Source organism: Jejuia spongiicola (assembly GCF_023502325.1).
Classification (GTDB): Bacteria; Bacteroidota; Bacteroidia; order Flavobacteriales; family Flavobacteriaceae; genus Wocania_A; species Wocania_A spongiicola.
The window spans coordinates 523,747-547,683 of sequence record NZ_JAMFLZ010000001.1; the positions used below are offsets into that span (position 1 = coordinate 523,747).

A 23,937-nucleotide genomic window follows, 5' to 3' on the forward strand; every position below is an offset into this window, starting at 1 on the left:
ATAACCATTCCAAGAATAAATAAAATCTTATAATAAATTTGATTAAAAAATATTTTCTATATACTTATCTGTCTATCAATTTGTTGGTCTAAAGAAATAAAAGTTTCGGTACGCGAAACTCCAGAGATAGATTGAATTTCTCTATTTAATAAATGCATTAAGTGTTCATTGTCTTTACACAATATTTTAATAAAAACACTCCAGTTACCAGTGGTATAATGGCACTCTAAAACCTCAGGTATTTTTTTAAGTTGTTTAACAGCTTCAGGATTACTGATGGCTTTATCTAAATAAATACCAATAAAAGCCATAGTAGTATAGCCCAACACTTTTGGGTTGATTACAAATTTAGAGCCTGAAATTAATCCAGATTTTTCTAGTTTACGTAAGCGTTGATGAATGGCAGCTCCAGAAATACCAACATTTCTAGCTATTTCCAGAATTGGAGTTCGGGCATCTCCCATTAAAGCTCTAAGTATCTTTTTATCAATACCATCAATGTGTATGTTTTGATTTATAACTTTCATTAATAAATTATTTATGTCATTTCTTTGAAGATGGGAATTTTGTTATTCTGTTTTATTTTAAAACATAAAAGTAAGCATTTGGTTTTAAATTGAAACTATGCTTTGTGCGGAATAGAAGTTGACTTTGTCAGAAAATTTGGCTAACTTCGTTTAACGTAGTATATAAATCATTAAAATGAATTCATATACTTGAAAAACATTGTAGGTATTCAAACAAAATAAATGCTTCGAAAGGAAATTAAAGATGATAATGAACTCTATCTGTATTTTAATAATAAATTAATCTACAAAAGGTGGCTAAATCAAGGATATTCCAAAGTATTTGACAGGTTTGCTTATGGGAAAGATACTTTTATGAGTATAACGCAGGACGAAAATGGGAACATTAAACATTTAAGAAAAATATTTATTCGAGGAGAGTTCTGCGATTCAAAATTAGACTTTTGGAACAAATATGTGGAAGATATTGAGTTTTCGGCAAAAAAAGGTTTTGGAAAAAATATTGATGCTTTTAACGATGCAATCACAGCTAGAGGACCAGGTTATCCAGGAGATTGTATTATTGAAATAACTGGGACTGAAAAACTAGAAAAGATTTTTGGAAAAGAAGATTTTGACTTTATCATCAGACTTTTGAGAGATGCGGAATTTGTTGACCTTATAACTGAAAAAGAAAATCTTGATTAAAAAAACAAAAAAATGAACACTCAATGTCCAACTTCGCCGCCTAATAAAAAAGAATATATATCAGATGTTGGAAAATTATTAGTTGCAGAACACGGAAAGAAAAAATACTATAAACCTGAAGAAGTTAAAAAGGCATCAAAAAAATCTAAATACTATGATTCTAGTGGAATAGATTGGCATTGTTGGGCTATGTGTACATTCTCTTCTCATCCCGACTTTGATGCTTATCACGAAATTACCGGTGAAGTTTGTGATTATGTTGAGATGAAAACAGAGATGTTAAGCGGACTTGCAACTTCAACTTCTGCAGATTGGCTTGCAATTCCTGATTTAGATATTGATGCTTCGTGGTTAGATTTTGGAGATATTTTTGATGGACTATTAGAAGGAATAGGAGAATTCATTGGAGGAATATTTGACGGACTATAATAGGAAAAAAATACCTACAACAACGGGTTTTGGTGTTTAATCCAAAGGGAAGTGTGTTTTTATAATGTCCGCCAAATCTTTTGATTTGGCTTTGAAAATGAAAAATTTAAAACAAAATAAAAAGTTTTGGCTAAGTTCTTAATCGGAAATTAATCGCTTATTTATTCCCGTACTAATCATAACCGAGACGTTAAACGAACCTCCAAATTCCCGCGTTAGCTATTGTAGTGGAAATCCTTTTTTGAGGCACGAAAAAAAGATTGCAATAAAAAGCGCGACCCTTGTGGTAACGCCCAAATATTAATTATTTAAAGGATTGTAACCTAAATAAGGCACATCTTTTTCGTTAAATTGAACACCAAAATCTTTTAACTCTTCTAAAATAGGCTCATAAACTTCTTTAGTAATAGGCATTTGTACACCAGGCGTTGTAATTTTTTTGTTTAATATGGCAAGTGTAGCAATGGCAACCGGTAAGCCAACGGTTTTTGCCATAGCAGTATAAGTTTGATCTTCTCCAACGGCAACCATAGTAGCATCTATTTGGTGTTTTTTACCATTAAGTTCGTACCCAAATTTATGGTACATAACTATCATATCTTTATCGTCTTCTTTTAATGTCCAGCTATCCATTAATATTTTTTGAAGAATTTGAGCAGGTGTTGCCTTTTTTAGTTCAACTCGTTTTTTATCATTAAAAATATCGAGTTCAACTAGTTTATCCCAAACAATATCGTCTTGATCTATTTTAAGGGCATGCCTTAATTTTAGTTCTACAGAGTCAGTAGGACTATAAGTTAAAAAAGCATTAACAAAATCGCGGTAACTCATGTTTTCACTATCATCAATAGTATAGCTGTCATCAGTCATTCCTAAGGTTACAAAAATATTCCAAGCACGACTAAAACCAACGCGACGCATAGTACCTCGATATAAAGTTTTAATATTATCTAAACCATAAACGCTTTGATACTTTAAAGAGTCGCGATTAGCATATACTTCAAAACGACCAAAACCATCAACTTCTAAAAACTCGGTACGTCTAAATAAACGATTGTACGGTATATATTTATAAGTGCCTTCTTGTAAAAATTTTGCAGCACTGCCTTGCCCAGCTACAACAACATTTCTGGGGTTCCATGTAAACTTATAGTTCCATAAATTAGTATCACTTTCTGGCGCTACAAGTCCGCCAGTAAAAGATTCAAATAAAATAATTTTGCCTCCTTTACTTCTAATATTATCTAAAACTTGCATGGCGCTCATATGGTCTATACCAGGATCTACACCAATTTCATTCATTAAAACAAGTCCGTTTGCTTTGGCATCATCATGTAAAGCTTGCATTTCTGGGCTTACATATGAAGCCGTTACCATATGTTTTTTATAGGTAATGCAGTTTTTTGCAACTTCTATATGAAAACGCGCAGGAAGCATAGATACTACAATGTCAGCGTTTTTAATAGCCTCAACACGCGAATTTTCATTAAACACATCTAGTGTTATGGCTGTAGCGTTTTCATAATTGCCAATTAGCTTTTCAGCATTTTTTATATGTAAGTCGCCAATGGTAATGTGCAGGTTTTCAGATGTAGACTTATCTAATAAATATTTTATAAGATATGATGTCGATTTTCCAGAACCAATAACTAAAATCTTTCGCATAGTGAGATTTGTTGAGTAATTTTGTTTTTTAATTAAGTATGCTAAAAAGCAGATTGATTTTGCGAATTTAATAAATATAAAAACGATTTTTTACGAATAATCTATATTAATTATGAACAAGAAAATTTTAATTACTGCATCTATTTTAGGTTTAACCAGTGTTGTTTTTGGGGCTTTTGGTGCGCACGGACTTAAGGAATTAATATCGACAGAATCATTACAAACTTTTGAAACCGGTATGCGTTATCAAATGTATCATGCTATTCTACTATTGTTTGTGGGCAGCAACTCGATTATATCTCAAAAAACAAAACGCTTTATTTTCTATTTTGTATTAATAGGTGTGCTTTTCTTTTCGGGCTCTATTTATGGTTTAGCAACAAATACATTAACAGCATTCAATTTTAAAAGTATTGCCTTTATAACTCCAATAGGAGGATTACTATTAATTATAGCGTGGTTTTTGTTGATTATCGATTTCGCAAAAAATAAGGGTGATAAATAGTAGTATTTTGTAGATACTTTAAAATAAAGTTTTAATTTTGCCAGATAAATAATTTTACATCATAAAATGGTAAATAACAACCAAGTTACGAAAACGATTTCGTTAGAGGAATACGGAATTAAAAATGCCAAAGTAAATTATCAACTTTCACCAAATCAACTTCATGATATTGCTATAGAGAAAGGGCAAGGTAAAGAGGCCTCTTCTGGAGCTTTAGCAGTTAATACAGGCGAGTTTACAGGACGGTCTCCAAAAGATCGATTTATTGTAAAAGACCATATTACCAAAGATCGTATTTGGTGGGGAGATATTAACATTCCTTTTGATGCTGATAAGTTTGATGCATTATATAATAAGGTTGTAAACTATCTATCTAACAAAGAGGTTTTTGTAAGAGATAGCTTTGCTTGCGCAGATGAAGATTATAAATTGAACATTCGAGTTGTAAATGAATATGCTTGGAGTAATCAATTTGCATCAAACATGTTTTTACGACCAACTGAAGATGAGTTAAAAGATTTTAATCCAGAATGGACAGTAATTAATGCTCCTGGTTTTATGGCGGTTCCTGATGAAGATGGTACACGTCAACATAATTTTGCGATTTTAAACTTTACTAAAAAAATTGCTTTAATTGGAGGTACTGGTTATACTGGAGAAATAAAAAAAGGAATTTTCTCTGCTTTAAACTTTATACTTCCTGTATTTAAAAACACATTACCAATGCACTGTAGTGCTAATGTTGGTAAAAATGAAGATACTGCAATTTTCTTTGGATTATCTGGTACAGGAAAAACCACTTTGTCTACAGACCCAAATAGAAGTTTAATTGGGGATGATGAACACGGTTGGACCAACGAAAACACTGTGTTTAACTTTGAAGGTGGATGTTATGCTAAGGTTATTAATTTATCCAGAGATAATGAGCCAGAAATATATGATGCCATTAAAAAGGGAGCTATTCTTGAAAATGTAATTTTAGATGAAAATGGACATGTTAATTTTGAAGATACTTCTATTACACAAAATACTAGAGTAAGTTATCCGATAGATCATATTGAAAATATTAGAATACCATCTATAGGGAAAAACCCAAAAAATATATTCTTTTTAACAGCTGATGCTTTTGGTGTAATGCCTCCAATTTCTAAATTAACACCAAGTCAGGCCGCTTACCATTTTATTTCTGGATATACAGCAAAAGTAGCTGGAACTGAAGCAGGAGTAGTTGAGCCACAGCCTTCTTTTTCAGCGTGTTTTGGAGCGCCTTTTATGCCCTTGCATCCAGCAAAGTATGCTGAAATGTTAAGCAAAAAGATGAAAGAATCTGGGGTTAATGTTTGGTTAGTTAATACGGGCTGGACCGGAGGACCTTATGGAATTGGTACTAGAATGAAATTAAAATATACACGTGCAATGATTAATGCAGTGCTAAATGGTGATTTAGGATTGTATAATTATGATGATTATCATATTCACTCTGTATTTGGTGTAGCGCAGCCAAGAACTTGTCCAGGTGTGCCAACAAGTGTGTTGAGCCCCCGAGCTACTTGGAATGATGATGATGCTTATTATAAAACAGCATTTAAGTTAACCAATGCATTTAGAGAAAACTTTAAAAAGTTTGAAGAACATTGTAGTGAAGAAATAAGACGAGGCGGACCACAACGCTATGCGTTTTAACAAAAGAGTGACTAACTCAAAAGCAAAAGGGCCATTTTTATAAAACGGCCCTTTTTGTTTATTATATATAGTAGTTTTTACTTACCCTTGTTAGCTTTATCAATATACTTTTGTAATGCCATAGTCATTGAAGGTGTTTCTGGGGTTGGTGCAGCAATATCTACACGTAATCCTTTTTCTTCAACAGCTTTAATAGTTGTATTTCCAAATACGGCAATGCGCGTTTCATTTTGCTTAAAATCAGGAAAATTTTTAAATAATGACTCTATTCCAGACGGGCTAAAAAATACAAGTACATCATAAGTTACATTTTCTAAATCTGAAAGATCGCTAACAACTGTTTTGTAAAATGTAGCTTGTTTCCAGTTTACACCTAAAGCATCCAAAGTTTCTGGTACTGCAGGTTTTACTTTATCAGTATTTGGTAACAAGAATTTTTCGTCTTTGTATTTTTTAATTAAAGGTGAAAGTTCAGCAAATGTACGTTTCCCAACATAAATTTTACGTTTTCTGTAAACTACATATTTTTGAAGGTAGTATGCAACAGCCTCAGATTGACAAAAATATTTCATCGCATCTGGAACTTTAAAACGCATTTCTTCAGCAACTCTAAAAAAATGATCTACTGCATTTCTACTTGTTAAAATAATAGCAGTATAATTGTTTAAGTCTACTTTTTGTTGTCTAATATCTTTTGCTGAAACGCCTTCAACATGAATAAAAGGTCTAAAATCTATTTTTACCTTTTGCTTTTCTTGTAAATCAAAATAAGGAGAATTCTCTATTTTAGGTTCTGGCTGAGATACTAAAATTGTTTTCACTTTCATATACACAAGTAGTTTGTTTTCTTACTTTAAGAAATAAACACCTTATATAAAATGATGTAAGGTGCGATTTCGAGAGCGCAAAGATACAAAATAAAATAAAACAAGTTGTTTTTTATTGTGTTTTGATGTGTTTTAAATGAAGTAATTACGCCCATTATATTAATAATTAATAATAAAATAACTACAGCATAAATAATAGGTAACGTAGGCTTAATTGTAAAAATTAATATAGCATTTATTGGAAGTAATAATAAACCTAAATAATTTTTATAACTTATTTTTTGAAATAGGTATTTGTCTATTAATTTGTCAATATCAAAAAGACTAGCCAATAGGCGTTCGATAAGTACTTTTATCAAAATAAAAGTACCAATACCAAAAACTAATTTAAAAAGAATATTTACCGAAATAATTTTAGTGTCCGTTACGTATTGGTAAACTAGATAGCTAAAAATGGATACTGAAATAACTAAGTTTGAAAATAACAAAGCGTCAAACTTGTCTAAGAATTTCTGGTCCCTAGCATATATTTTAAGATATTTAGAGTTTCCTAAAACATAAATAAAATCTCCAAAACGTTTTGGTGCTACCAATTTTGCTGCTGCAATAATGATAAGACTAGCAATAATTAATACTGTAAATAATTCGTTTGAGATGATGTTACGATACATGCCTTAAAATTATTATAAATATTCACACTTTGGTTAAAATTATTAAGGAATATTTAAAAAAAATAAACTTTTAAATGATGTACATTTGCTAAAAATATGACGATTACAATATATTAGCAAATGCAAGATACGGTTGTTATAATTCCAACTTACAATGAAATAGAGAATATAGAAGCTATTATAAGAGCTGTTTTTTCTCAATCGGATAACATTCACATCCTTATAGTAGATGATAACTCGCCAGATTTAACAGCTTTAAAAGTAAAAGAACTTCAAGAAGAGTTTTCTAATAGACTATTTTTAGAAATACGTAAAGAAAAGGCAGGATTAGGCACTGCGTATATACATGGATTTAATTGGAGTCTAAATAAATCTTACCAATTTATTTTTGAAATGGATGCCGATTTTTCACATAACCCAAAAGATTTAGTTAAACTTTATCGGGCATGTAAAGATGATGGCGCAGATTTAGCTATAGGCTCGCGTTATGTAACAGGAGTTAATGTTGTAAATTGGCCAATGGCACGTGTGCTTATGTCTTATTTAGCATCAAAATATGTTCGTGTAATTACAGGAATGCGCATTCATGATACTACTGCAGGTTTTGTTTGTTATAAAAGGCAAGTACTAGAAACTATAGATTTGAGTAAAATTAAATTTATAGGATATGCATTTCAAATAGAAATGAAATTTAAAGCCTATTTAAAAAAATTCAAAATAATTGAGGTTCCAGTAATATTTACGGATAGAACACAGGGCGAATCAAAGCTAAGTTCAGGAATTATTTCTGAAGCTGTTTTTGGAGTAATTACAATGAAGCTGAAAAGTTTATTTAAAAAATAAAAGTAAAAAATGACATTAAAGACAACACTTATTAAAAACGCCAACATTGTAAATGAAGGTGAGATTTTTAATGGAGATATATTAATTGAAGGAGAATATATAAAACAGATAAGCAAATCTATTAGTGCCAAATCTGCTGATGTGCATGTATTTGATGCCGAAGGGAAGTATCTATTACCTGGTGTTATTGACGACCAAGTGCATTTTAGAGAACCAGGGCTAACGCACAAAGCAAATATAGAAACTGAGTCTAAAGCAGCTATTGCTGGCGGAATTACTTCGTTTATAGAAATGCCAAATACAAATCCGCAAACCACAACTATAGAAAAGCTAGAAGAGAAGTTTGATATTGCTTCAAAAACATCATCGGCTAATTATTCGTTTATGTTTGGTGGAACTAATGATAATTTAGATGAAATTTTAAAAGTTGATGCTAAAAATGTAGCAGCACTAAAATTGTTTTTAGGCTCTTCAACAGGGAATATGCTAGTTGATAACCCTGAAGTTTTAGAAAATATTTTCTCAAAAACCAATTTGTTAATAGCAGTACACTGTGAAGACGAAGGTACTATTAAAGCCAATTTTGAAACCTATTTAGAGAAGTATGGTGATGATATTCCTATTAAATATCATCCAGAAATACGAAGCGAAGAAGCTTGCTATCTGTCGTCTTCAAAAGCTATTGAATTAGCTAAAAAAACTGGGGCACGATTGCATGTATTCCATTTATCAACAGGAAAAGAAACAAACTTATTCGATAATAGTATTCCTTTAAAAGATAAAAAAATTACTGCTGAAGTTTGTATTCATCATTTATGGTTTACAGATAAAGATTACGATGAAAAAGGAACATTTATTAAATGGAATCCTGCTGTAAAAACAAAAGCAGATAAGGCTCAATTATGGGAAGCTTTGCTTGATGATAGAATTGACGTTATAGCTACCGATCATGCACCACATACTATTGAAGAAAAAGAAAACGTTTATACAAAAGCACCTTCTGGCGGGCCATTAGTGCAACATGCTTTGCCAGCTATGTTAGAAATGTTTCATAATAATAAAATCTCATTGGAAAAAATAGTAGAAAAAATGTGCCATAATCCTGCTATATTATTTCAAGTTGAAAAAAGAGGATTCATAAAAGAAGGTTATTTTGCCGATTTGGTTTTGGTTGATTTAAATAATCCGTGGACGGTAAAAAAAGATAATATTCTATATAAATGTGGTTGGTCTCCTTTTGAAGGAACAACTTTTAAATCGAGAATTACACATACCTTTGTAAATGGAAGCTTATCATATAAAAACTTTAAGTTTTATAGCGTCAATGCTGCAAAACGATTAACTTTTAATAGATGATGTTAAAACGATTATTAGCATATTTTGTCATTGTATTAATGGCTACCGCTTGTTATAAATATGACAAGCCTAAAAAGCCAGAGAATTTAATCCCAAAGGATAAAATGATTGATATAATAATGGATGTAAGATTACTATCTTCTGCAAATGGACAAAATAAAACCACTTTAGATAAAAATAATTTACAAGCCGAAGCCTATATTTATAAAAAATATAATATTGACAGTTTGCAGTTTGCTTTAAGCAATAATTATTATGCTTACTATGTTGATGATTATGAAGCTATTTATCAAAAAGTTAGAGACAGTCTTGAGGCTTTAAAAAATAAATACGCTGACTTGCAGTTTAAAGAAGAAAAGGAAAAAAAGTTTAAAGATTCTATTCAAAGTATTATAAAAAAAGATTCGATAAGCATCTCAAAACTAAAGGACCATATTGATATACTGGTTAAAAAGGACTCTGTAAAATCATTAATTAAAAAAGATTCAATACGGTTAATAAAAATGAAGGACTCTTTAAATATGTTGATAAAAAAAGACTCTGTAACCAAATTCAAGTTAAGAGCACAAACAGAAGAATTAATTACGCCTGTTTCAGATATAGATTTCCAACAGTAGTTATACTTTCATCTATTGGTGTAAATTCAAAATCAATAGCTTTTTTAATTTTAGTACTACTGTAGTTGGTTTTTGAGTTTAAAGATGTGGCTAATTGTCTTGTTAATTGCCTTCTTTTTCCAGTTAATTTATGTGCTAACCAATCTAATTTCCAAGCTAATTGTAATTGCCATACTTTTGCTTCTTTTTTAGGTGATTTTGCATGTACAGCTTTAGTTATTTCCTGTAAAAACTGTTTGTAAGTCCAATTTTCTGCTACTAAAATAAAGCGTTCATTTTTAATGTCACTTTTCAAAAGAGTTACCATAATTGAAACAACATCTTTAACATCAATCAATCCAATAGAACCAGCTGTGTAATATTTAATACCTTTATTCGCTTTTTTAAATAAATTACCAGTTCCGTAGCGCCAAATGCCAGCGCCTAAAATAACACCAGGGTTTATAATAACTACATCCAACCCTTCTTGTGTAGCACGCCAAACTTCCATTTCGGCACCATACTTTGTAATAGCATAGACACTATTGTCGCCTTCAGGATTCCACTCAGTGTCCTCTGTAATAGGTTCGTTATTTATAGAATGACCTGTAGTTGCAATTGAGCTTACATAACATAATTTTTCTATATCATTTGAAATGCAAAGATTAACAATATTGGCAGTACCTTCAATATTGGTTCTTCGTAAAAGATGATATTTATTAGGCTCAAAAGAAACAAAAGCTGCACAATGATAAACATATGTAACACCTATAAAAGCTTCAGATAGTAATGGAATGTCTAATAAATCTGCTTGTATCCATTGGATAGATTTAAAAAGCGACTCATAGTTATCAGTATAACAAGAAAAAACATTTTTCACATTGTTAAGTTTGCGCTCAGTTCTATAAATAGCTCGAACTGTTTCGTTGTTTTTAACAAGTTTATAAAGTAAATGCGCACCAACTAAACCTGTGCCACCAGTAACTAAAATCATGCGACTAAAATAGTAAATATTTGTACTACTTTCATTTATATTGCGTCATGAATATAATTGCTATTTTTACTATTTAAAGAAATAACATAAATGGTAAGAAAGTATTATTTCAGTATTACTCTAACATTGTTAATTGGAGTTTTTAGTTTCTCTCAACAGAAAAATAAAACAGTTAAAATTATATCTTATAATATTTGGAATGGATATGATTTTGGTAAAGATGAAAAAAGAAGAGGAGATTTAGTTAATTGGGTTAATTCTGAGGAACCAACCATTGTTGGACTGCAAGAGCTAGTCAATTATACTCCAAAAAAGTTAGAAGAAGATGCTAAAAATTGGGGACACTCGTATTCTGTTTTACTAAAAGAAAATGGATATTCAGTTGGTTTAACCTCTAAATTCCCGATAGAAGTAAAGGAAACCATTTTTGAAGGCATGCACCACGGTGCTTTACATTGTAAAACAGGAGGTTTTGATGTATTTGTGGTTCATTTTTCACCATCTAGCTATAAAAAAAGGCAAAAAGAAGCCAAAATCATTCTAAAAAAAATGAGAATAGCGGCAAAAAGTAACCCAAATTATTTAGTGATGGGCGACTTTAATGCACATTCGCCAATGGATGCAGATTTATATAAGAATAACATTTTATTAGATAGGCTAAGGCTTTCAAACAAGAATAAAGGAGAAGAAGGGAACCTAACAAATAATGAAATGGATTATTCAGTAATTTCAAATTTTATGGCTTTTCCACTTGTTGATGCCTGTCAAAAGTTTTCAAATAGTATGGCTGAGCGTGGAAGTTTTCCAGGAAGACCTTTAGGGAAAATAAATTCTGAGTCAGTTGAAGAATTAATAAATCGCTTAGAGCGGATAGACTATATTTTTGTTTCACCCCAATTGAGTAAAAAACTTGTAAGCGCTCAAGTATACAATAAACAACCAAACTGGTACTTGTCTGATCATTACCCTGTGGGCATAGAATTGATAGGGATGTAAGTATTTGCGTTAGTTTTTTTCAGAATATTTAAAGAATCATCACGAATAGCTTAGTAATTCTTCACGTATTTTTATATTTGCTACAGTTTATTAAAAATATTAAATAATGATAAAGAATTTTGTTGAAGAATTAACTTGGAGAGGTATGATACATACCGTTATGCCTGGAGCAGATGAGCATTTAATGGAGAGCATGCGTAGTGCTTATGTCGGCTTCGATCCTACTGCAGATTCTTTACACATTGGAAATTTGGTACCTATTATGTTGCTGGCTCATTACCAACGTTGCGGGCACAGACCTGTTGCTTTGGTTGGAGGCGCAACTGGAATGATTGGTGATCCGTCAGGAAAATCAAATGAACGTAATTTATTAGATGAAAAAACATTAAGGCATAATCAAGAATCTATAAAAAATCAGCTTGCTCATTTTTTAGATTTTGAAAGCGATGCTGAGAATGCAGCTATTTTGGTGAATAACTACGATTGGATGAAAGGCTTTTCTTTTCTAGAATTTATTCGCGATGTTGGTAAGCATATTACCGTTAATTATATGATGGCTAAAGACTCTGTAAAAAACAGAATTTCATCTGAATCATCAGAAGGTATGAGTTTTACCGAGTTTACTTATCAATTAGTACAAGGTTACGATTTTCTTCATTTATATAAAGAAAACAATTGTTCAATTCAAATGGGTGGAAGCGACCAATGGGGTAATATTACAACAGGTACAGAATTAATAAGAAGAGTTGGCGGCGGAAAAGGTTTTGCAATTACATGCCCATTAATAACAAAATCTGATGGATCTAAATTTGGTAAATCTGAAGGGGGAAATGTTTGGTTAGATGCTAATAGAACATCACCATATAAATTTTATCAATACTGGCTAAATTCAAGTGATGAGGATGCAGAAAAGTATATTAAAATATTTACTTTTTTAAATGAAGAAGATATAAAAAGCATAGTAAAAGAACATAATGAAGCGCCGCATTTACGTGTTTTGCAAAAGCGTTTAGCTGAAGAAATAACAACGATGGTTCATTCTAAAGAAGATCTAGATAATGCTGTAAAAGCGAGCGCTATTTTATTTGGAAAATCAACAAGTGACGACTTAAAGCAATTAAATGAACAAACATTTTTAGATGTTTTTGATGGCGTACCACAAACCGAAGTGCTAAAATCTGATATTGAAAACGGATTAGATATTATTGCTGCATTAGCAGAAAAGGGAGGTTTCTTAAAATCGAATGGAGAAGCGCGTCGTGCTTTAAAAGAAAACTCTATATCTGTGAATAAAGAAAAGGTTAAAGAAGATTATAAAATTACATCTAAAGATTTAATTAATAATAAGTTTGTTTTACTACAACGAGGTAAAAAGAATTACTTTGTTTTATCAATAAAATAGTAAAAGCCTGAGTTTTAACTCAGGCTTTTTTTTAACCAACCAACTAAAAAACTAATTTTTCTTTTTCTTAGCTGAGTGTTTTGTCGAAATGGTTTTTCTAATCTTACAGATATAGAATTTTATTTTAAAAATTTTATTATTTCCCAGTTTTTATCTGCTTTCTTAATTAGGGCTTCAGGTTTTTCTTTTTGCCATAATTTTAAAGTATTTGTTCCCCAAGCATTATAAAACAGATAAAGTTTACCGTCTCTAATTTCAAAAGCTTTCGGATTGATAGAAACTTTATCGGATTTAATGGCAATGGCATAAGCACAGTAACCTCCATATTGAGGGGCATATTTGCTTGGATTTTCGTTAAAAGTGTTTAGATTTTTTTGAGAAGAGAATTTGTATTTAACACCTTCAAATTTTGCTATAAATTCCTTGTTTCCTTCAGTAATCTTGTTTTCAAAATAGGCAACAACATCATAACCATTAGCTACGTAGCCCTTTTTAACATTATAATCTTTGGTTTGAGAAAAAGAGGACGTTACTGTAAATAGAAAAATAAATATTAAGTTTCTCATAAAATGTAAGTCGAAAACTATTAAACATCTTACAGTTTGCTATAAAACCATTAAATTACAACCTCGAATATCAGAATTATCGAAACGACCAATAACTTCAAAAGAACCATTTTTGAAGGTTCTTCCTAAGTCTTGATTAGCTATAAATGAGCAGGAATTAATATTCGCCAAATCGATAACATTTATTCCACCTGTTTTTCCTGATGGTTGAATACTTAAGGCATCTTCTGTATCTCGTGTTAATATACGCATCCAATTGGGGCAATTAAATATACCATTTCCATTAGAGTATGCTTGACTCAAAAGTTCTGTCATACCATATTCGCTATGTATATTTTCAACACCAAAACCAGCTTTTAAGTTTTTGTGTAAATCGGCTCTAATTAATTCTTTTCTTCTACCCTTCATACCCCCTGTTTCCATAATAATAGTATTATTAAGGTTGAATTGGTAGGTTTCAACTAAGTCTAATAGAGCAAACGATACCCCAATAAGTAATACTTTTCTATTTTGTGAATCAACAGAAATTAAAGTGTCTTTTAATTCAGAAAAATTATTGAGATAAAACCCGCTTTCAGGGTGTTTAGACTGTGAAATCATTTCACTAACCATATAGACTAATGATGAGCCTTCGCGTTCTAAATACGAAGGCAATAGAGCTAAAACTACATAGTCTTCAATATTGTCATAAAACTGTAAAAAGCCTTTAGTAAAACTTTGCTTATAAATTTCTAAATCTGTTACATAATGCTTACTTGTTTTGCTTCCTGTAGTGCCAGAACTTGTAAAAATGGTTTCAGCTTTATTTTTAGAACTTAATATCTCGTGTGACTTAAAAAATTGAATAGGTAAAAAAGGAATATCCTTTATGGTTTTAACATCGCTTGGATGTTTATAAAGTAAGTCGCAAAATGATCTATAAACACGGTTGTTTTTAAACTGATAATTGAAAACTTGTATTGCTAAATCTTCAAACTCTGTTTGATTATTAATATTAAAAATGGTATTACTGTCTATCATTAAGCTATAATCGGTTCAAAAAAACAGTTTTGTGTTTATATCTGTAACGTTGGCAAAAGTATAAAAATAAAAAAGCGTTACTATTAGCAACGCTTTTAAAATATATTATAAGTGTATTATTTCTATTTAATAACCAATTTTCGTGTTTCACTAATATTATTTTCGGTAATCTTTAAAATGTAAACACCTGTACTTAATTTCGCTATATTTAACTCTTTTCCTATTAAAATAGTTGACAAAATTTGTTTTCCTAAAGGATTAAAGATTTCAATTTTTTTAGTAAAATTCTTTTTTGAAGTAATATATATAAACTGTTTACCGTTATTAACAGGGTTTGGGTAAATAGAAAGTCCTTCAATGTTTTGTTGCACAGGGACATTATTAATGTCTGCTTGTGTAAACCCTTGTTGGGTTACAAAAAACATTAAAGCCAAAAATGTAGTTAAAAAGTAGTTTTTTCTCATATTAAACTTTCGCTGATATAAAAGTAATAAATTACTTCAAAAGTTATACCAAAAAAAGTGTTAAAGATTTGTACATTTTATCGAAAGGTTAATTAAGTGTAAGTTGTACGTTACCTTAATGTTATTTTGTTTTAGGTTTTTAATAAAATTATGTTATTAGTTTTATCTTTACTCAAGAAAGATAGAAACTGTATATTTTACAATGAATAAAAAAGATATTAAAATATTATTAGTAGATGATGAGCCAGATATTTTAGAAATTGTTGGTTATAATTTGTCAAATGAAGGCTATCAAATAATTACAGCAGAGAATGGTGTTGAAGCCGTTAAAAAAGCTAAAAAAGAATTACCCCATTTAATTATTTTGGATGTAATGATGCCTGAAATGGATGGTATTGAAGCTTGTGAACAAATTAGAATTATACCAGAGTTAAAAGATGTTACCATTACTTTTTTAACTGCCAGAGGAGAAGATTACTCTCAACTTGCGGGGTTTGAAGCTGGCGCAGATGATTACATTACAAAACCAATTAAGCCAAAAGTGTTAGTAAGTAAAGTAAAAGCACTTTTAAGACGCTATAAAGAGGATGAAAAGAAAGAAAATGTTGTAAAAATAGGAGATTTAATTATTGATAGAGATGAATATAAAATTATTTTAAAAGGAAAAGAAATTCTTTTACCTAGAAAGGAATTTGAATTATTATCTTTATTAACTTCAAAACCAGGAAAAGTTTTTAAACGAGACGAAATTCTTGATAAAGTATGGGGAAATGAAGTTGTGGTTGGAGGAAGAACTATTGATGTTCATATTAGGAAGTTAAGAGAAAAAATAGGAAACGATAGTTTTAAAACAGTTAAAGGTGTTGGGTATAAATTTGTAGATTAGCAAAAGGAAGTATACATTACCGAACTTTGAAAGATTAATTGAGGTTAAATTAATGTTACTCTGACCGCTAAATAACATTTGTTATAACAGATGAAATTAAAAAGAACATATCGTTTTGCGATTAAAACATCGCTGTATATAACACTTTTTATAACGCTCTTGATGAGTGTTTTTTTATATATGTTTTATTCGATTAATTGGGTGCTAATTATAGCGTTTGCGATAACTTGTTACTTGTTTTCGTTTATAGTTATTCAATTAAGAGTTGAACGTTTTATATATAAACGGGTTAAAAAAATATATGATGACTTAACGCTTTTAGAGTCTGCAAGTTTAACTAGAGGTTCTATTACTACTGATATGGGAACGCTTACTGAAGAGATAGATAAGTTTGCACGTGATAAAAAGCTAGAAATTGAAACACTAAAAGTTAGAGAGAAATACAGAAAAGAGTTTTTAGGCAATATCTCCCACGAATTAAAAACACCTTTATTTACAGTTCAAGGCTACATTTTAACACTATTAGATGGTGCTTTAGATGATGAAACTATAAGAAAAAAATATCTAGAAAGAGCCAATAAAGGAGTTGAAAGACTAAGTTACATTGTAAAAGATTTGGATATGATTACCAAATTAGAAGTTGGAGATTTAAGTTTAAATATAGAAACATTTGATATAGTAGAGCTTGTAAAAAGTGTTTTTGATATGTTTGAAATGCGAGCTCATAAAAAACGTATTACACTCACTTTTGATACGGATTATACAACACCTATTTTGGTTAAAGCAGATAAGGAACGTATCCAGCAGGTATTGGCAAACTTATTTGTAAATTCTATAAAATATGGTCAAGAAAAAGGAACAACTGAGATTAGTGTAGAGAATTTAATAAAAAACAAGGTTATTGTTAGAGTAACTGATAATGGCGAAGGTATTGATAGTAAGCACTTACCTCGTTTGTTTGAACGTTTTTTTAGAGTAGATAAAACAGGAAATAGAAAAGTTGGAGGTTCAGGCTTAGGCTTATCAATTGTAAAACATATTATTGAAGCTCACGACGAAAAAATATATGTAGAAAGTGAAATTGGTGTAGGTAGTGAGTTTTCATTCACGCTCGAAAAGGCTGAATAAATCTTTAAAATCCTCGCAGTTATCAAAAGATTCTAAACCTTTAAAGTGGTCTGTTTTTTTGAGTTTCTCTATTGTAAAATCATTTTGACTACAACTTGGAACTAAATTTAAACGGGTTAATCTTTTGGCTAAATATTCTTGTTCAAATTGTCCTGGAGTTGGTATAAAGAAGGCTTTTTTATTAAGCTTCGCTAAATCCATTATTGTAGTATAACCAGATCTAGCTATTACTAAAGCACTTTCATTTATAGTTTTTTCGAGTAATTCAGAAGTCATAAAATTATAAATAACCATGTTACCAATTCTTTTTCTGGCTTGTTTTTTTTCAAGTACACCTTTTACAAAAATAATTTTCCCATTATAGTTTTTTAATTCAACTAGTAACTTTTCTTCAAGCAAAGTTCGTTGTGGTTCAGGACCAGAAAGTATAACCAAAATATCATTTACTATGTTTAAGCTTTCTCTTTTAAACCTGCTTAAAGGACCAATATATTTTTTAGAAATCTTAAGCGAGTCGGCATGCCCTAATTTTCCACTTAAATTGGTGCTGTCTTCTATGTCTGGAACCCAGCAAATATCAAATTTGTGTATAAATTTTTGATGCATTTTTGTGCTTAACCATGTTGTGTTCCCACTTAAAACATTTAATTGATGCGTAATGAAAACAGATGGAATTTTTTTGCTGTATATACCCAATCGGTTATCTGAAATAACTCCTGAAATATTATTATTTTCAATAACTTCTTTTAGTACTTTTTTTTCAGATTTAATAGCCTTAATAAGCTTTGGAGAATCTTTTAATAATTTCAATTTAAAAAGCTTTCCACTTTTAGCATAAGTAATATTATACGATGGTAATTCAATAGAGGAAAGGTTAGGAAACTCCTTTTGTAAGAGTAACAAAGCATTTCCATCGCTTGCTAAAACGGGTTCAAAACCATAATCAATAAGAGCATTAATAATAGGGATGCATCTAGTAGCATGACCCAAACCCCAATTTAGCGGTGCTATTAGTATTCGTTTTTTCATTGTAATATTTTGGGCGTGCCTTTCGCGAACTCAAGTCGGGCTTTCCACTTTATCTTTTCTTGTGCAGAACTTGTTTCAGTATTTCATCAAATGCGTAAATACATTATAATCATATTTTCAATCAACTGACCTTAGTCTGCACAAAAAAGGATGTCGTATCAATCCCTCACGCAAATTTTCATTAAAATCAAAGATAAGCATATAAACACTCGCGTATATTTCCTTAATTTTACCAAAATTTTAAATAATAGTGGGAAGCAAAAATAAACTTAAAAGATTTAAAGAAAACGAAACCTTTACTAATGTGTTTCAACCAACAAGAGATGAGTTAGTAAACTCAAATTTCAATTTAAAAGGCAATTGGCAAAAAGCGGTTTTCAAAAACAATAATCCGTTAGTTTTAGAATTAGGGTGTGGCAAAGGAGAATACAGCGTAGCTTTAGCTCAAAAATATCCCAATAAAAATTTTATTGGAATAGATATAAAGGGAGCTCGTTTTTGGAGAGGTGCAAAAACAGCTATTGAAGACGAAATAGAAAACGTAGCGTTTTTACGTACGCAAATTGAACTTATAGATTATGCCTTTGCAGAAAACGAAGTTGATGAAATCTGGATTACCTTCCCCGATCCTCAAATAAAATACAAGCGTACAAAACATCGCATGACTAATGCGACCTTTTTAAAACGTTATAAAACCATTTTAAAACCAGAAGGCGTAGTTAATTTAAAAACCGATAGCGAGTTTATGCATGGTTATACACTTGGGCTGTTGCACGGAGCTGGACACGAGGTACTTTATGCAAACCATAATGTGTATAAACAAGAAGGGAGTCCAGAAGAAGTAACTAGCATTCAAACGTATTATGAATCACAATATTTAGAACAAAACAAACCAATTACGTATATTAGGTTTAAAATTAAAGGTTAGTGGATATTACTTTTATCTTTTTTTTAGGATTATTTATAGCATTAGTTGGAGTTATTCCACCTGGCTTGTTAAATATGACGGCAGCCAAAATAAGCTTAAAAGAAGGGCATTCTAGGGGTATTGTATTTTCTATTGGTGTTTGTGTTATTGTAATTGCCCAAACTTATATTGCTGCTATTTTCGCAAGATATTTAAGTAATCATCCTGAAGTTATAGATATTCTTCAGCGTGTAGCATTAGTTATTTTTATTTTAATCACAATTTATTTTTTGTTTATAGCTAAAAAGCAACCCAAACAGCAGATAGAACCTAAAATAAGAAGCAAGCACAGTCGTTTTTTTCAAGGCCTATTCTTGTCTTCAATAAATGTATTTCCTATACCATATCAAGCATACATGACTATTACTTTAGCCTCTTTCGGGTGGTTAAAATTCGATCAAATAAGTATTATATCATATGTTGCAGGTGCAGCTTCTGGCACTTTTGTAATGCTATATATGTATATTTTCTTTTTTGATAAAATCAAGCAAAAGACGTTTACATCTCAAAGAAGTATGAATTATATTATTGGAGGCATTACAGGAGTGATTTCGATAATAACCCTTATAAACATCATTAAAGAATTGTAAAATGAAACCAGAAACTTTAAATTTTTTCGATAAAGTTTACGAAGTTGCTCGATTAATACCTTACGGAAAAGTAACAAGTTATGGAGCTATTGCAAGGTATTTAGGAGCTGCTAGAAGCGCGCGTATGGTTGGTTATGCTATGAATGGGTCTGGAGGTAAAGATGTACCTGCACATCGTGTTGTTAACAGGAAAGGCTTGTTAACTGGGAAGCATCATTTTGACGGTACTAACTTAATGCAACAGCTTTTGGAAAGTGAAGGTATAGAAGTTGTTGATAATCAAATCCAGAACCTTGAAAGTGTATATTGGGATCCAAACGAATTAAAGTAATTATTAGCTTGATTTAAAATTATGCTTTATAATAACAGGCTTTGTCTTTTTATTTGTAATAGTTAAAATTTTTGAAAGCAATTCTGTCTCATTTTTAAAAAGAGATTGCTTTAAAAGTTGCATTTCTTGTTCCATGTGTTCTTTTATTTGCTTTTTAAGCCTATCTGTGAACGATAAATTGAACAGTTTTTTATATAAAAAAGTGTGATTAGATAGGGTTACTTCACCATCACTAATACAAATAGATATTTTGTTTTTTCGATCTATTAAAAAATATTCGTCAGATATTGGAGATATTAGCTTTTTAATAGATTCATTACTAGAATAGTTTGATACAATATCAATAATGAATTTTGCATCTTCTTTCATTACTTTTTTCTTAAATGAAAACATCTTTTTTAATTTAATCTTGATTAAAAACCAAGAAGATTATATAGTGTTAAGAAACAATATCAATGCCAAAGTCACAGTAAGTGCTTCACACACAGTGTTTCAGCGTATTAAATTGCATTTTAGCTATTTAATCAATAAAATATTTGTTGAATTTTTTTTCATGTAGGATAATACTTCTTTCTTTTAAAATATTTAAAAAATGCTTACCGTTAAAATGAATTTTTACTATATAAATAAACCCAATTACCACATAAATCATTTCAATTAAACCACTTTAAATTCTAAACAATTCACTGTATATTTGTACTTTAGAATAAATCTAAATTGAATATAGTGAAGTTAAATAAACAAGATATATTAAAAGCACTCGAATCTATTACCGTTCCTGGAGAAGGAATGAATATGATTGAGAGTAAAGCTGTAAAAAATGTTATCACTTTTGGAGACGAGGTTATAGTAGATATTACAATTACAAACCCAAGTTTACAAGCAAAAAAGCGTGTTGAGGTTGATATCCTTAAAACCATTCATGAGCAAGTATATGAGAAGGCCAAAATTACGGTTAATGTTAAGGTTGATGCGCCAGCAAAACCTAAAGCAAATGTTATAAAGGGTAATCCAATCCCTGGAATACAAAATATTGTAGCTGTTGCCTCTGGAAAAGGAGGTGTTGGGAAATCTACAGTTACTGCTAATTTAGCTGTGACTTTAGCTAAAATGGGGTTTAAAGTAGGTGTTTTAGATGCAGACATTTATGGACCATCGATTCCTATTATGTTTGATGTTGAAAGCGAACGACCGTTGGCTGTAAACATTGAAGGAAAATCTAAAATGAAACCGGTAGAGAATTATGGTGTTAAGGTATTATCAATTGGATTTTTTACAAAACCTGATCAAGCCGTAGTTTGGCGAGGACCAATGGCGGCTAAGGCATTAAATCAAATGATTTTTGATGCGCATTGGGGAGAACTTGATTTTATGCTAATTGATTTACCACCAGGAACTGGCGATATTCATTTAAGCATTATGCAATCGCTTCCAATAACTGGCGCTGTTGTTGTTAGCACCCCTCAAAATGTAGCATTGGCTGATGCTAAAAAAGGAGTGGCTATGTTCCAACAAGACAGTATTAACGTGCCAGTTTTAGGTATTATAGAAAATATGGCTTATTTTACACCTGCAGAACTGCCTGATAATAAATATTTTATCTTTGGAAAAGAAGGGGCACAAAACCTTTCGGAAGATTTAAAAGTACCCTTTTTAGGTGAGCTGCCATTAGTGCAAAGTATTCGTGAGGCAGGTGACGCTGGTCGTCCAGCAGCATTGCAAACGGCAACACCGTTAGAACAAGCTTTTGAGAAATTAACTCAAAATGTAGTAGAAGAAGTGGTAAGACGAAATGACGATTTGCCTCCAACCGAAGCAATAAAAATTACAACAATGGCTGGATGTTCAGCAGTTAAAAAATAGTTATGACATCAGAAGAACTTAAATTAAATGTGGAAAAAGCATTAGAAGAAATTCGTCCGTTTTTACAAAGTGATGGCGGTGATATTTCGCTACTAGCTATTGAAAACGACAACCTTGTTAAAGTGCAGCTTCAGGGCGCGTGTGTGGGTTGTAGTGTAAATCAAATGACACTTAAATCTGGTGTTGAGATGACGATAAAAAAATATGCACCTCAAATAGAACAAGTCATTAATATTGATGCGTAACCTTTCTTTTTTAATTCCTACTAAAATAATAGAGAAACTTATTTCTAAATAATTCAGAAAGCTTATTTTTGCGGCATAAATTGTGATATACGTTTATTAACGTAAGTATAAATTGAATCATGGAACAAGACATAAATATAAAAATAACCGATAGAGATGGTGTAATACACGATGTAGTTGCGCCTACAGATATGGCAATGAATCTTATGGAAGTTGTAAGATCTTATGCGCTTGCACCAGAAGGAACTATTGGTATTTGTGGAGGAATGGCCATGTGTGCTTCGTGCCAATGCTATGTGAATTCAAATCACGAATTACCAGAAATGAGCGATGATGAAGAAGCAATGTTATCTGAAGCTTTTGATGTAAAAGATAATAGTCGTTTAGGTTGCCAAATACAAATGACCCCAAATATGGAAGGATTAGAGGTTGAATTAGCACCTGAAAGTTAATTTTCACTCGCATTATAAATAGCATTTAAAAGGCTGTTTTTTTCTTTGACGTCATGCCCAAGTTGCCAAAACATTATACCGCCTAATCTATTCTTAATAGTATATTCAGTTTTAAGTTTAACAGACACAGTGTCATCATAAGTTATAAAAATACTGTCAGTTGCACTAAATAAATATGGAGCTTTTGCTATAGAATCCCAATACCTTTTATAATTATTATTGCTTTCGTATTTTTTTCTAATATCTCTATAAGAATCCGTTGCATGTGCTCCTTTATTAGCTTGATATAATCCATCATTAGCTGAAGATACTCCTTTCCAAGCTTTACCATAAAAAGCTGCGCCAATTACAATTTGCTTAGGATTTACACCTTGGGCGATGCAGTAATCAACAATCATTTCAGCAGAACCTGGCTCATATTCAACACCATAGCCGGCGCTCCTTTTTGTCATTTCTTCATAAAAATCAGAAACCAGCGAATCTTTTAAATGTTCATTTTTAATCCATCCTAAAGGCGTATGATGTCCAGTAAATGGTGAATTCCCACTTATCTGATCATAAGTCATAATATTCATATAATCTACATACTTCATCACCTCTGTAGTTTCTATATTTTTATAATAAGGCTTCCAGCCAGCAGATGCAAAGGTTAGTGTTTGTTTTCTATCTAAAGTGTTTAAAGCTTGTCGGAGTTCTTTCATTAAAAAGGTAAAATTCTGCTTATCTTCTGGTCTTGCTTTAGTATTAGCAGCTGGAATACAAGGGTATTCCCAATCTATGTCCAAGCCATCTAATTCATATTCTTTAATAAATTTAACCACACTTTTTACAAATTTCTTTCTGTTTTCGGGAGAGAAAGACATATCTGAAAACCCTTTAGAACCCCAACCGCCACAAGCAATCATAAACTTAAGATCTGGATGGTTTTTTCTTTGCTCTACCAATTGTTTAAGTTTCTTATCATGCTCTGCATTATTAAATTTCATTTCATTATCTATAACCTTAGTAAATGAATATATAATATGCGTTAATTGGTTTAATGGAAGCGTTTCTGGTTTATAATCTTTCTCAGGTACATAATAAGCCATAACAGCAATATTATTCTCTTTTTGGCTGGTAGATTTTTTGCAACTAAAACTATTTATGGTAATAGTAAAAATGATAATCAGAAAACAATAATTTTTTAAATATGCCATTTCGAATTTTTTATTAGTT

Annotated in this window: 28 protein-coding genes; 17 read left to right on the plus strand and 11 right to left on the minus strand. The window is 31.0% G+C overall.

Going from position 1 to position 23,937, the window contains the following annotated elements; genetic code table 11:
* Positions 1 to 56 precede the first annotated feature (56 nt).
* A complete protein-coding gene (locus M3P09_RS02450; protein WP_099564794.1) occupies positions 57 to 527 on the minus strand; it encodes an Lrp/AsnC ligand binding domain-containing protein in 471 nt (156 codons plus the stop codon).
* Positions 528 to 749: 222 nt separating this feature from the next.
* Here M3P09_RS02450 and M3P09_RS02455 point away from each other — a divergent pair, with 222 nt between their 5' ends.
* Together M3P09_RS02455 and M3P09_RS02460 are read left to right on the plus strand one after the other, a co-directional pair.
* Positions 750 to 1,214 carry a barstar family protein gene (locus tag M3P09_RS02455; RefSeq protein ID WP_249971884.1) on the plus strand — a complete coding sequence of 155 codons (465 nt, stop codon included), beginning with the start codon at positions 750 to 752 and terminating at the stop codon, positions 1,212 to 1,214.
* Positions 1,215 to 1,226: 12 nt separating this feature from the next.
* Entirely contained in the window at positions 1,227 to 1,643 is a 417-nt protein-coding gene (locus tag M3P09_RS02460) for a DUF6559 family protein (protein ID WP_249971885.1), read from the plus strand.
* A gap of 300 nt (positions 1,644 to 1,943) precedes the next feature.
* Here the strand turns inward: M3P09_RS02460 and M3P09_RS02465 are convergent, their stop codons facing one another.
* A complete protein-coding gene (locus tag M3P09_RS02465; protein WP_249971886.1) occupies positions 1,944 to 3,308 on the minus strand; it encodes a saccharopine dehydrogenase family protein in 1,365 nt (454 codons plus the stop codon).
* Positions 3,309 to 3,420: 112 nt separating this feature from the next.
* Here M3P09_RS02465 and M3P09_RS02470 point away from each other — a divergent pair, with 112 nt between their 5' ends.
* The gene (locus M3P09_RS02470) at positions 3,421 to 3,813 is read left to right on the plus strand and encodes a DUF423 domain-containing protein (protein ID WP_249971887.1); all 393 of its coding nucleotides are present in this window, start codon (positions 3,421 to 3,423) and stop codon (positions 3,811 to 3,813) included.
* Positions 3,814 to 3,879: 66 nt separating this feature from the next.
* The gene (pckA, locus tag M3P09_RS02475) at positions 3,880 to 5,496 is read left to right on the plus strand and encodes a phosphoenolpyruvate carboxykinase (ATP) (protein ID WP_249971888.1); all 1,617 of its coding nucleotides are present in this window, start codon (positions 3,880 to 3,882) and stop codon (positions 5,494 to 5,496) included.
* A gap of 77 nt (positions 5,497 to 5,573) precedes the next feature.
* On the opposite strand, the gene M3P09_RS02480 is transcribed toward pckA, so the two are convergent.
* Positions 5,574 to 6,323 carry a uroporphyrinogen-III synthase gene (locus M3P09_RS02480; protein WP_099564789.1) on the minus strand — a complete coding sequence of 250 codons (750 nt, stop codon included), beginning with the start codon at positions 6,321 to 6,323 and terminating at the stop codon, positions 5,574 to 5,576.
* Between the two features lie 26 nt (positions 6,324 to 6,349).
* Positions 6,350 to 6,994: a DUF4271 domain-containing protein gene (locus M3P09_RS02485; protein WP_249971889.1), complete on the minus strand. Its 645-nt coding sequence runs from the start codon at positions 6,992 to 6,994 to the stop codon at positions 6,350 to 6,352.
* Positions 6,995 to 7,114: 120 nt separating this feature from the next.
* Here M3P09_RS02485 and M3P09_RS02490 point away from each other — a divergent pair, with 120 nt between their 5' ends.
* From M3P09_RS02490 to M3P09_RS02500, 3 genes are read left to right on the plus strand one after another with little or no spacing between them, the layout of a single operon-like run.
* Complete coding sequence (locus tag M3P09_RS02490) at positions 7,115 to 7,837, plus strand: polyprenol monophosphomannose synthase (RefSeq protein ID WP_249971890.1); 723 nt, start codon at positions 7,115 to 7,117, stop codon at positions 7,835 to 7,837.
* A 9-nt stretch (positions 7,838 to 7,846) separates the two neighbouring features.
* Positions 7,847 to 9,193, plus strand: coding sequence for a dihydroorotase (locus M3P09_RS02495; protein ID WP_249971891.1), 1,347 nt, complete (start codon positions 7,847 to 7,849; stop codon positions 9,191 to 9,193).
* On the plus strand, positions 9,190 to 9,810 hold the full coding sequence (locus tag M3P09_RS02500) for a DUF4296 domain-containing protein (RefSeq protein WP_249971892.1): 621 nt from the start codon (positions 9,190 to 9,192) through the stop codon (positions 9,808 to 9,810). Before M3P09_RS02495 ends, M3P09_RS02500 begins: the two co-directional genes overlap by 4 nt.
* Here the strand turns inward: M3P09_RS02500 and M3P09_RS02505 are convergent.
* Complete coding sequence (locus M3P09_RS02505) at positions 9,776 to 10,783, minus strand: NAD-dependent epimerase/dehydratase family protein (RefSeq protein ID WP_249971893.1); 1,008 nt, start codon at positions 10,781 to 10,783, stop codon at positions 9,776 to 9,778. The genes M3P09_RS02500 and M3P09_RS02505 overlap by 35 nt on opposite strands.
* 90 nt (positions 10,784 to 10,873) lie before the next feature.
* Here M3P09_RS02505 and M3P09_RS02510 point away from each other — a divergent pair, with 90 nt between their 5' ends.
* Together M3P09_RS02510 and tyrS are read left to right on the plus strand one after the other, a co-directional pair.
* Positions 10,874 to 11,779: an endonuclease/exonuclease/phosphatase family protein gene (locus M3P09_RS02510; protein WP_249971894.1), complete on the plus strand. Its 906-nt coding sequence runs from the start codon at positions 10,874 to 10,876 to the stop codon at positions 11,777 to 11,779.
* 106 nt (positions 11,780 to 11,885) lie between these two features.
* The gene (gene tyrS, locus M3P09_RS02515; protein ID WP_249971895.1) at positions 11,886 to 13,181 is read left to right on the plus strand and encodes a tyrosine--tRNA ligase; all 1,296 of its coding nucleotides are present in this window, start codon (positions 11,886 to 11,888) and stop codon (positions 13,179 to 13,181) included.
* A 119-nt stretch (positions 13,182 to 13,300) separates the two neighbouring features.
* Here tyrS and M3P09_RS02520 read toward each other — a convergent pair whose 3' ends face one another.
* From M3P09_RS02520 to M3P09_RS02530, 3 genes are all read right to left on the minus strand, one after another.
* Positions 13,301 to 13,747: a YHS domain-containing (seleno)protein gene (locus M3P09_RS02520; RefSeq protein WP_249971896.1), complete on the minus strand. Its 447-nt coding sequence runs from the start codon at positions 13,745 to 13,747 to the stop codon at positions 13,301 to 13,303.
* A 39-nt stretch (positions 13,748 to 13,786) separates the two neighbouring features.
* Positions 13,787 to 14,767: a LuxE/PaaK family acyltransferase gene (locus tag M3P09_RS02525; RefSeq protein ID WP_249971897.1), complete on the minus strand. Its 981-nt coding sequence runs from the start codon at positions 14,765 to 14,767 to the stop codon at positions 13,787 to 13,789.
* A gap of 122 nt (positions 14,768 to 14,889) precedes the next feature.
* Positions 14,890 to 15,231, minus strand: coding sequence for a T9SS type A sorting domain-containing protein (locus M3P09_RS02530; RefSeq protein WP_099564779.1), 342 nt, complete (start codon positions 15,229 to 15,231; stop codon positions 14,890 to 14,892).
* A 202-nt stretch (positions 15,232 to 15,433) separates the two neighbouring features.
* Here M3P09_RS02530 and M3P09_RS02535 point away from each other — a divergent pair, with 202 nt between their 5' ends.
* A complete protein-coding gene (locus tag M3P09_RS02535; RefSeq protein WP_249971898.1) occupies positions 15,434 to 16,117 on the plus strand; it encodes a response regulator transcription factor in 684 nt (227 codons plus the stop codon).
* A gap of 90 nt (positions 16,118 to 16,207) precedes the next feature.
* Positions 16,208 to 17,245: a sensor histidine kinase gene (locus tag M3P09_RS02540; protein WP_099564777.1), complete on the plus strand. Its 1,038-nt coding sequence runs from the start codon at positions 16,208 to 16,210 to the stop codon at positions 17,243 to 17,245.
* Here the strand turns inward: M3P09_RS02540 and M3P09_RS02545 are convergent.
* Entirely contained in the window at positions 17,219 to 18,274 is a 1,056-nt protein-coding gene (locus M3P09_RS02545) for a glycosyltransferase (RefSeq protein ID WP_249971899.1), read from the minus strand. The genes M3P09_RS02540 and M3P09_RS02545 overlap by 27 nt on opposite strands.
* A 250-nt stretch (positions 18,275 to 18,524) precedes the next feature.
* Between M3P09_RS02545 and trmB the strand changes: the two genes are divergently transcribed.
* The 3 genes from trmB to M3P09_RS02560 are packed head-to-tail and all read left to right on the plus strand — an operon-like array spanning position 18,525 to position 20,162.
* Positions 18,525 to 19,202, plus strand: coding sequence for a tRNA (guanosine(46)-N7)-methyltransferase TrmB (gene trmB, locus M3P09_RS02550; RefSeq protein ID WP_249971900.1), 678 nt, complete (start codon positions 18,525 to 18,527; stop codon positions 19,200 to 19,202).
* Complete coding sequence (locus tag M3P09_RS02555) at positions 19,202 to 19,831, plus strand: LysE family transporter (protein WP_249971901.1); 630 nt, start codon at positions 19,202 to 19,204, stop codon at positions 19,829 to 19,831. Before trmB ends, M3P09_RS02555 begins: the two co-directional genes overlap by 1 nt.
* A gap of 1 nt (position 19,832) precedes the next feature.
* Complete coding sequence (locus tag M3P09_RS02560) at positions 19,833 to 20,162, plus strand: MGMT family protein (RefSeq protein ID WP_099564773.1); 330 nt, start codon at positions 19,833 to 19,835, stop codon at positions 20,160 to 20,162.
* A gap of 3 nt (positions 20,163 to 20,165) precedes the next feature.
* Here the strand turns inward: M3P09_RS02560 and M3P09_RS02565 are convergent, their stop codons facing one another.
* Positions 20,166 to 20,555, minus strand: coding sequence for a hypothetical protein (locus M3P09_RS02565; protein WP_249971902.1), 390 nt, complete (start codon positions 20,553 to 20,555; stop codon positions 20,166 to 20,168).
* Positions 20,556 to 20,888: 333 nt separating this feature from the next.
* On the opposite strand from M3P09_RS02565, the gene M3P09_RS02570 reads away from it, so the two are divergent.
* The 3 genes from M3P09_RS02570 to M3P09_RS02580 all read left to right on the plus strand — a co-directional run bounded on the left by M3P09_RS02570 (position 20,889) and on the right by M3P09_RS02580 (position 22,722).
* Positions 20,889 to 22,025, plus strand: coding sequence for an Mrp/NBP35 family ATP-binding protein (locus tag M3P09_RS02570; protein ID WP_249971903.1), 1,137 nt, complete (start codon positions 20,889 to 20,891; stop codon positions 22,023 to 22,025).
* A gap of 2 nt (positions 22,026 to 22,027) precedes the next feature.
* Complete coding sequence (locus M3P09_RS02575) at positions 22,028 to 22,270, plus strand: NifU family protein (protein WP_099564770.1); 243 nt, start codon at positions 22,028 to 22,030, stop codon at positions 22,268 to 22,270.
* A 119-nt stretch (positions 22,271 to 22,389) separates the two neighbouring features.
* The gene (locus tag M3P09_RS02580) at positions 22,390 to 22,722 is read left to right on the plus strand and encodes a 2Fe-2S iron-sulfur cluster-binding family protein (RefSeq protein WP_249971904.1); all 333 of its coding nucleotides are present in this window, start codon (positions 22,390 to 22,392) and stop codon (positions 22,720 to 22,722) included.
* Here M3P09_RS02580 and M3P09_RS02585 read toward each other — a convergent pair.
* The gene (locus M3P09_RS02585; protein WP_249971905.1) at positions 22,719 to 23,918 is read right to left on the minus strand and encodes a glycoside hydrolase family 18 protein; all 1,200 of its coding nucleotides are present in this window, start codon (positions 23,916 to 23,918) and stop codon (positions 22,719 to 22,721) included. The two genes, M3P09_RS02580 and M3P09_RS02585, sit on opposite strands and share 4 nt — an antisense overlap.
* Between the last annotated feature and the right edge of the window lie 19 nt (positions 23,919 to 23,937).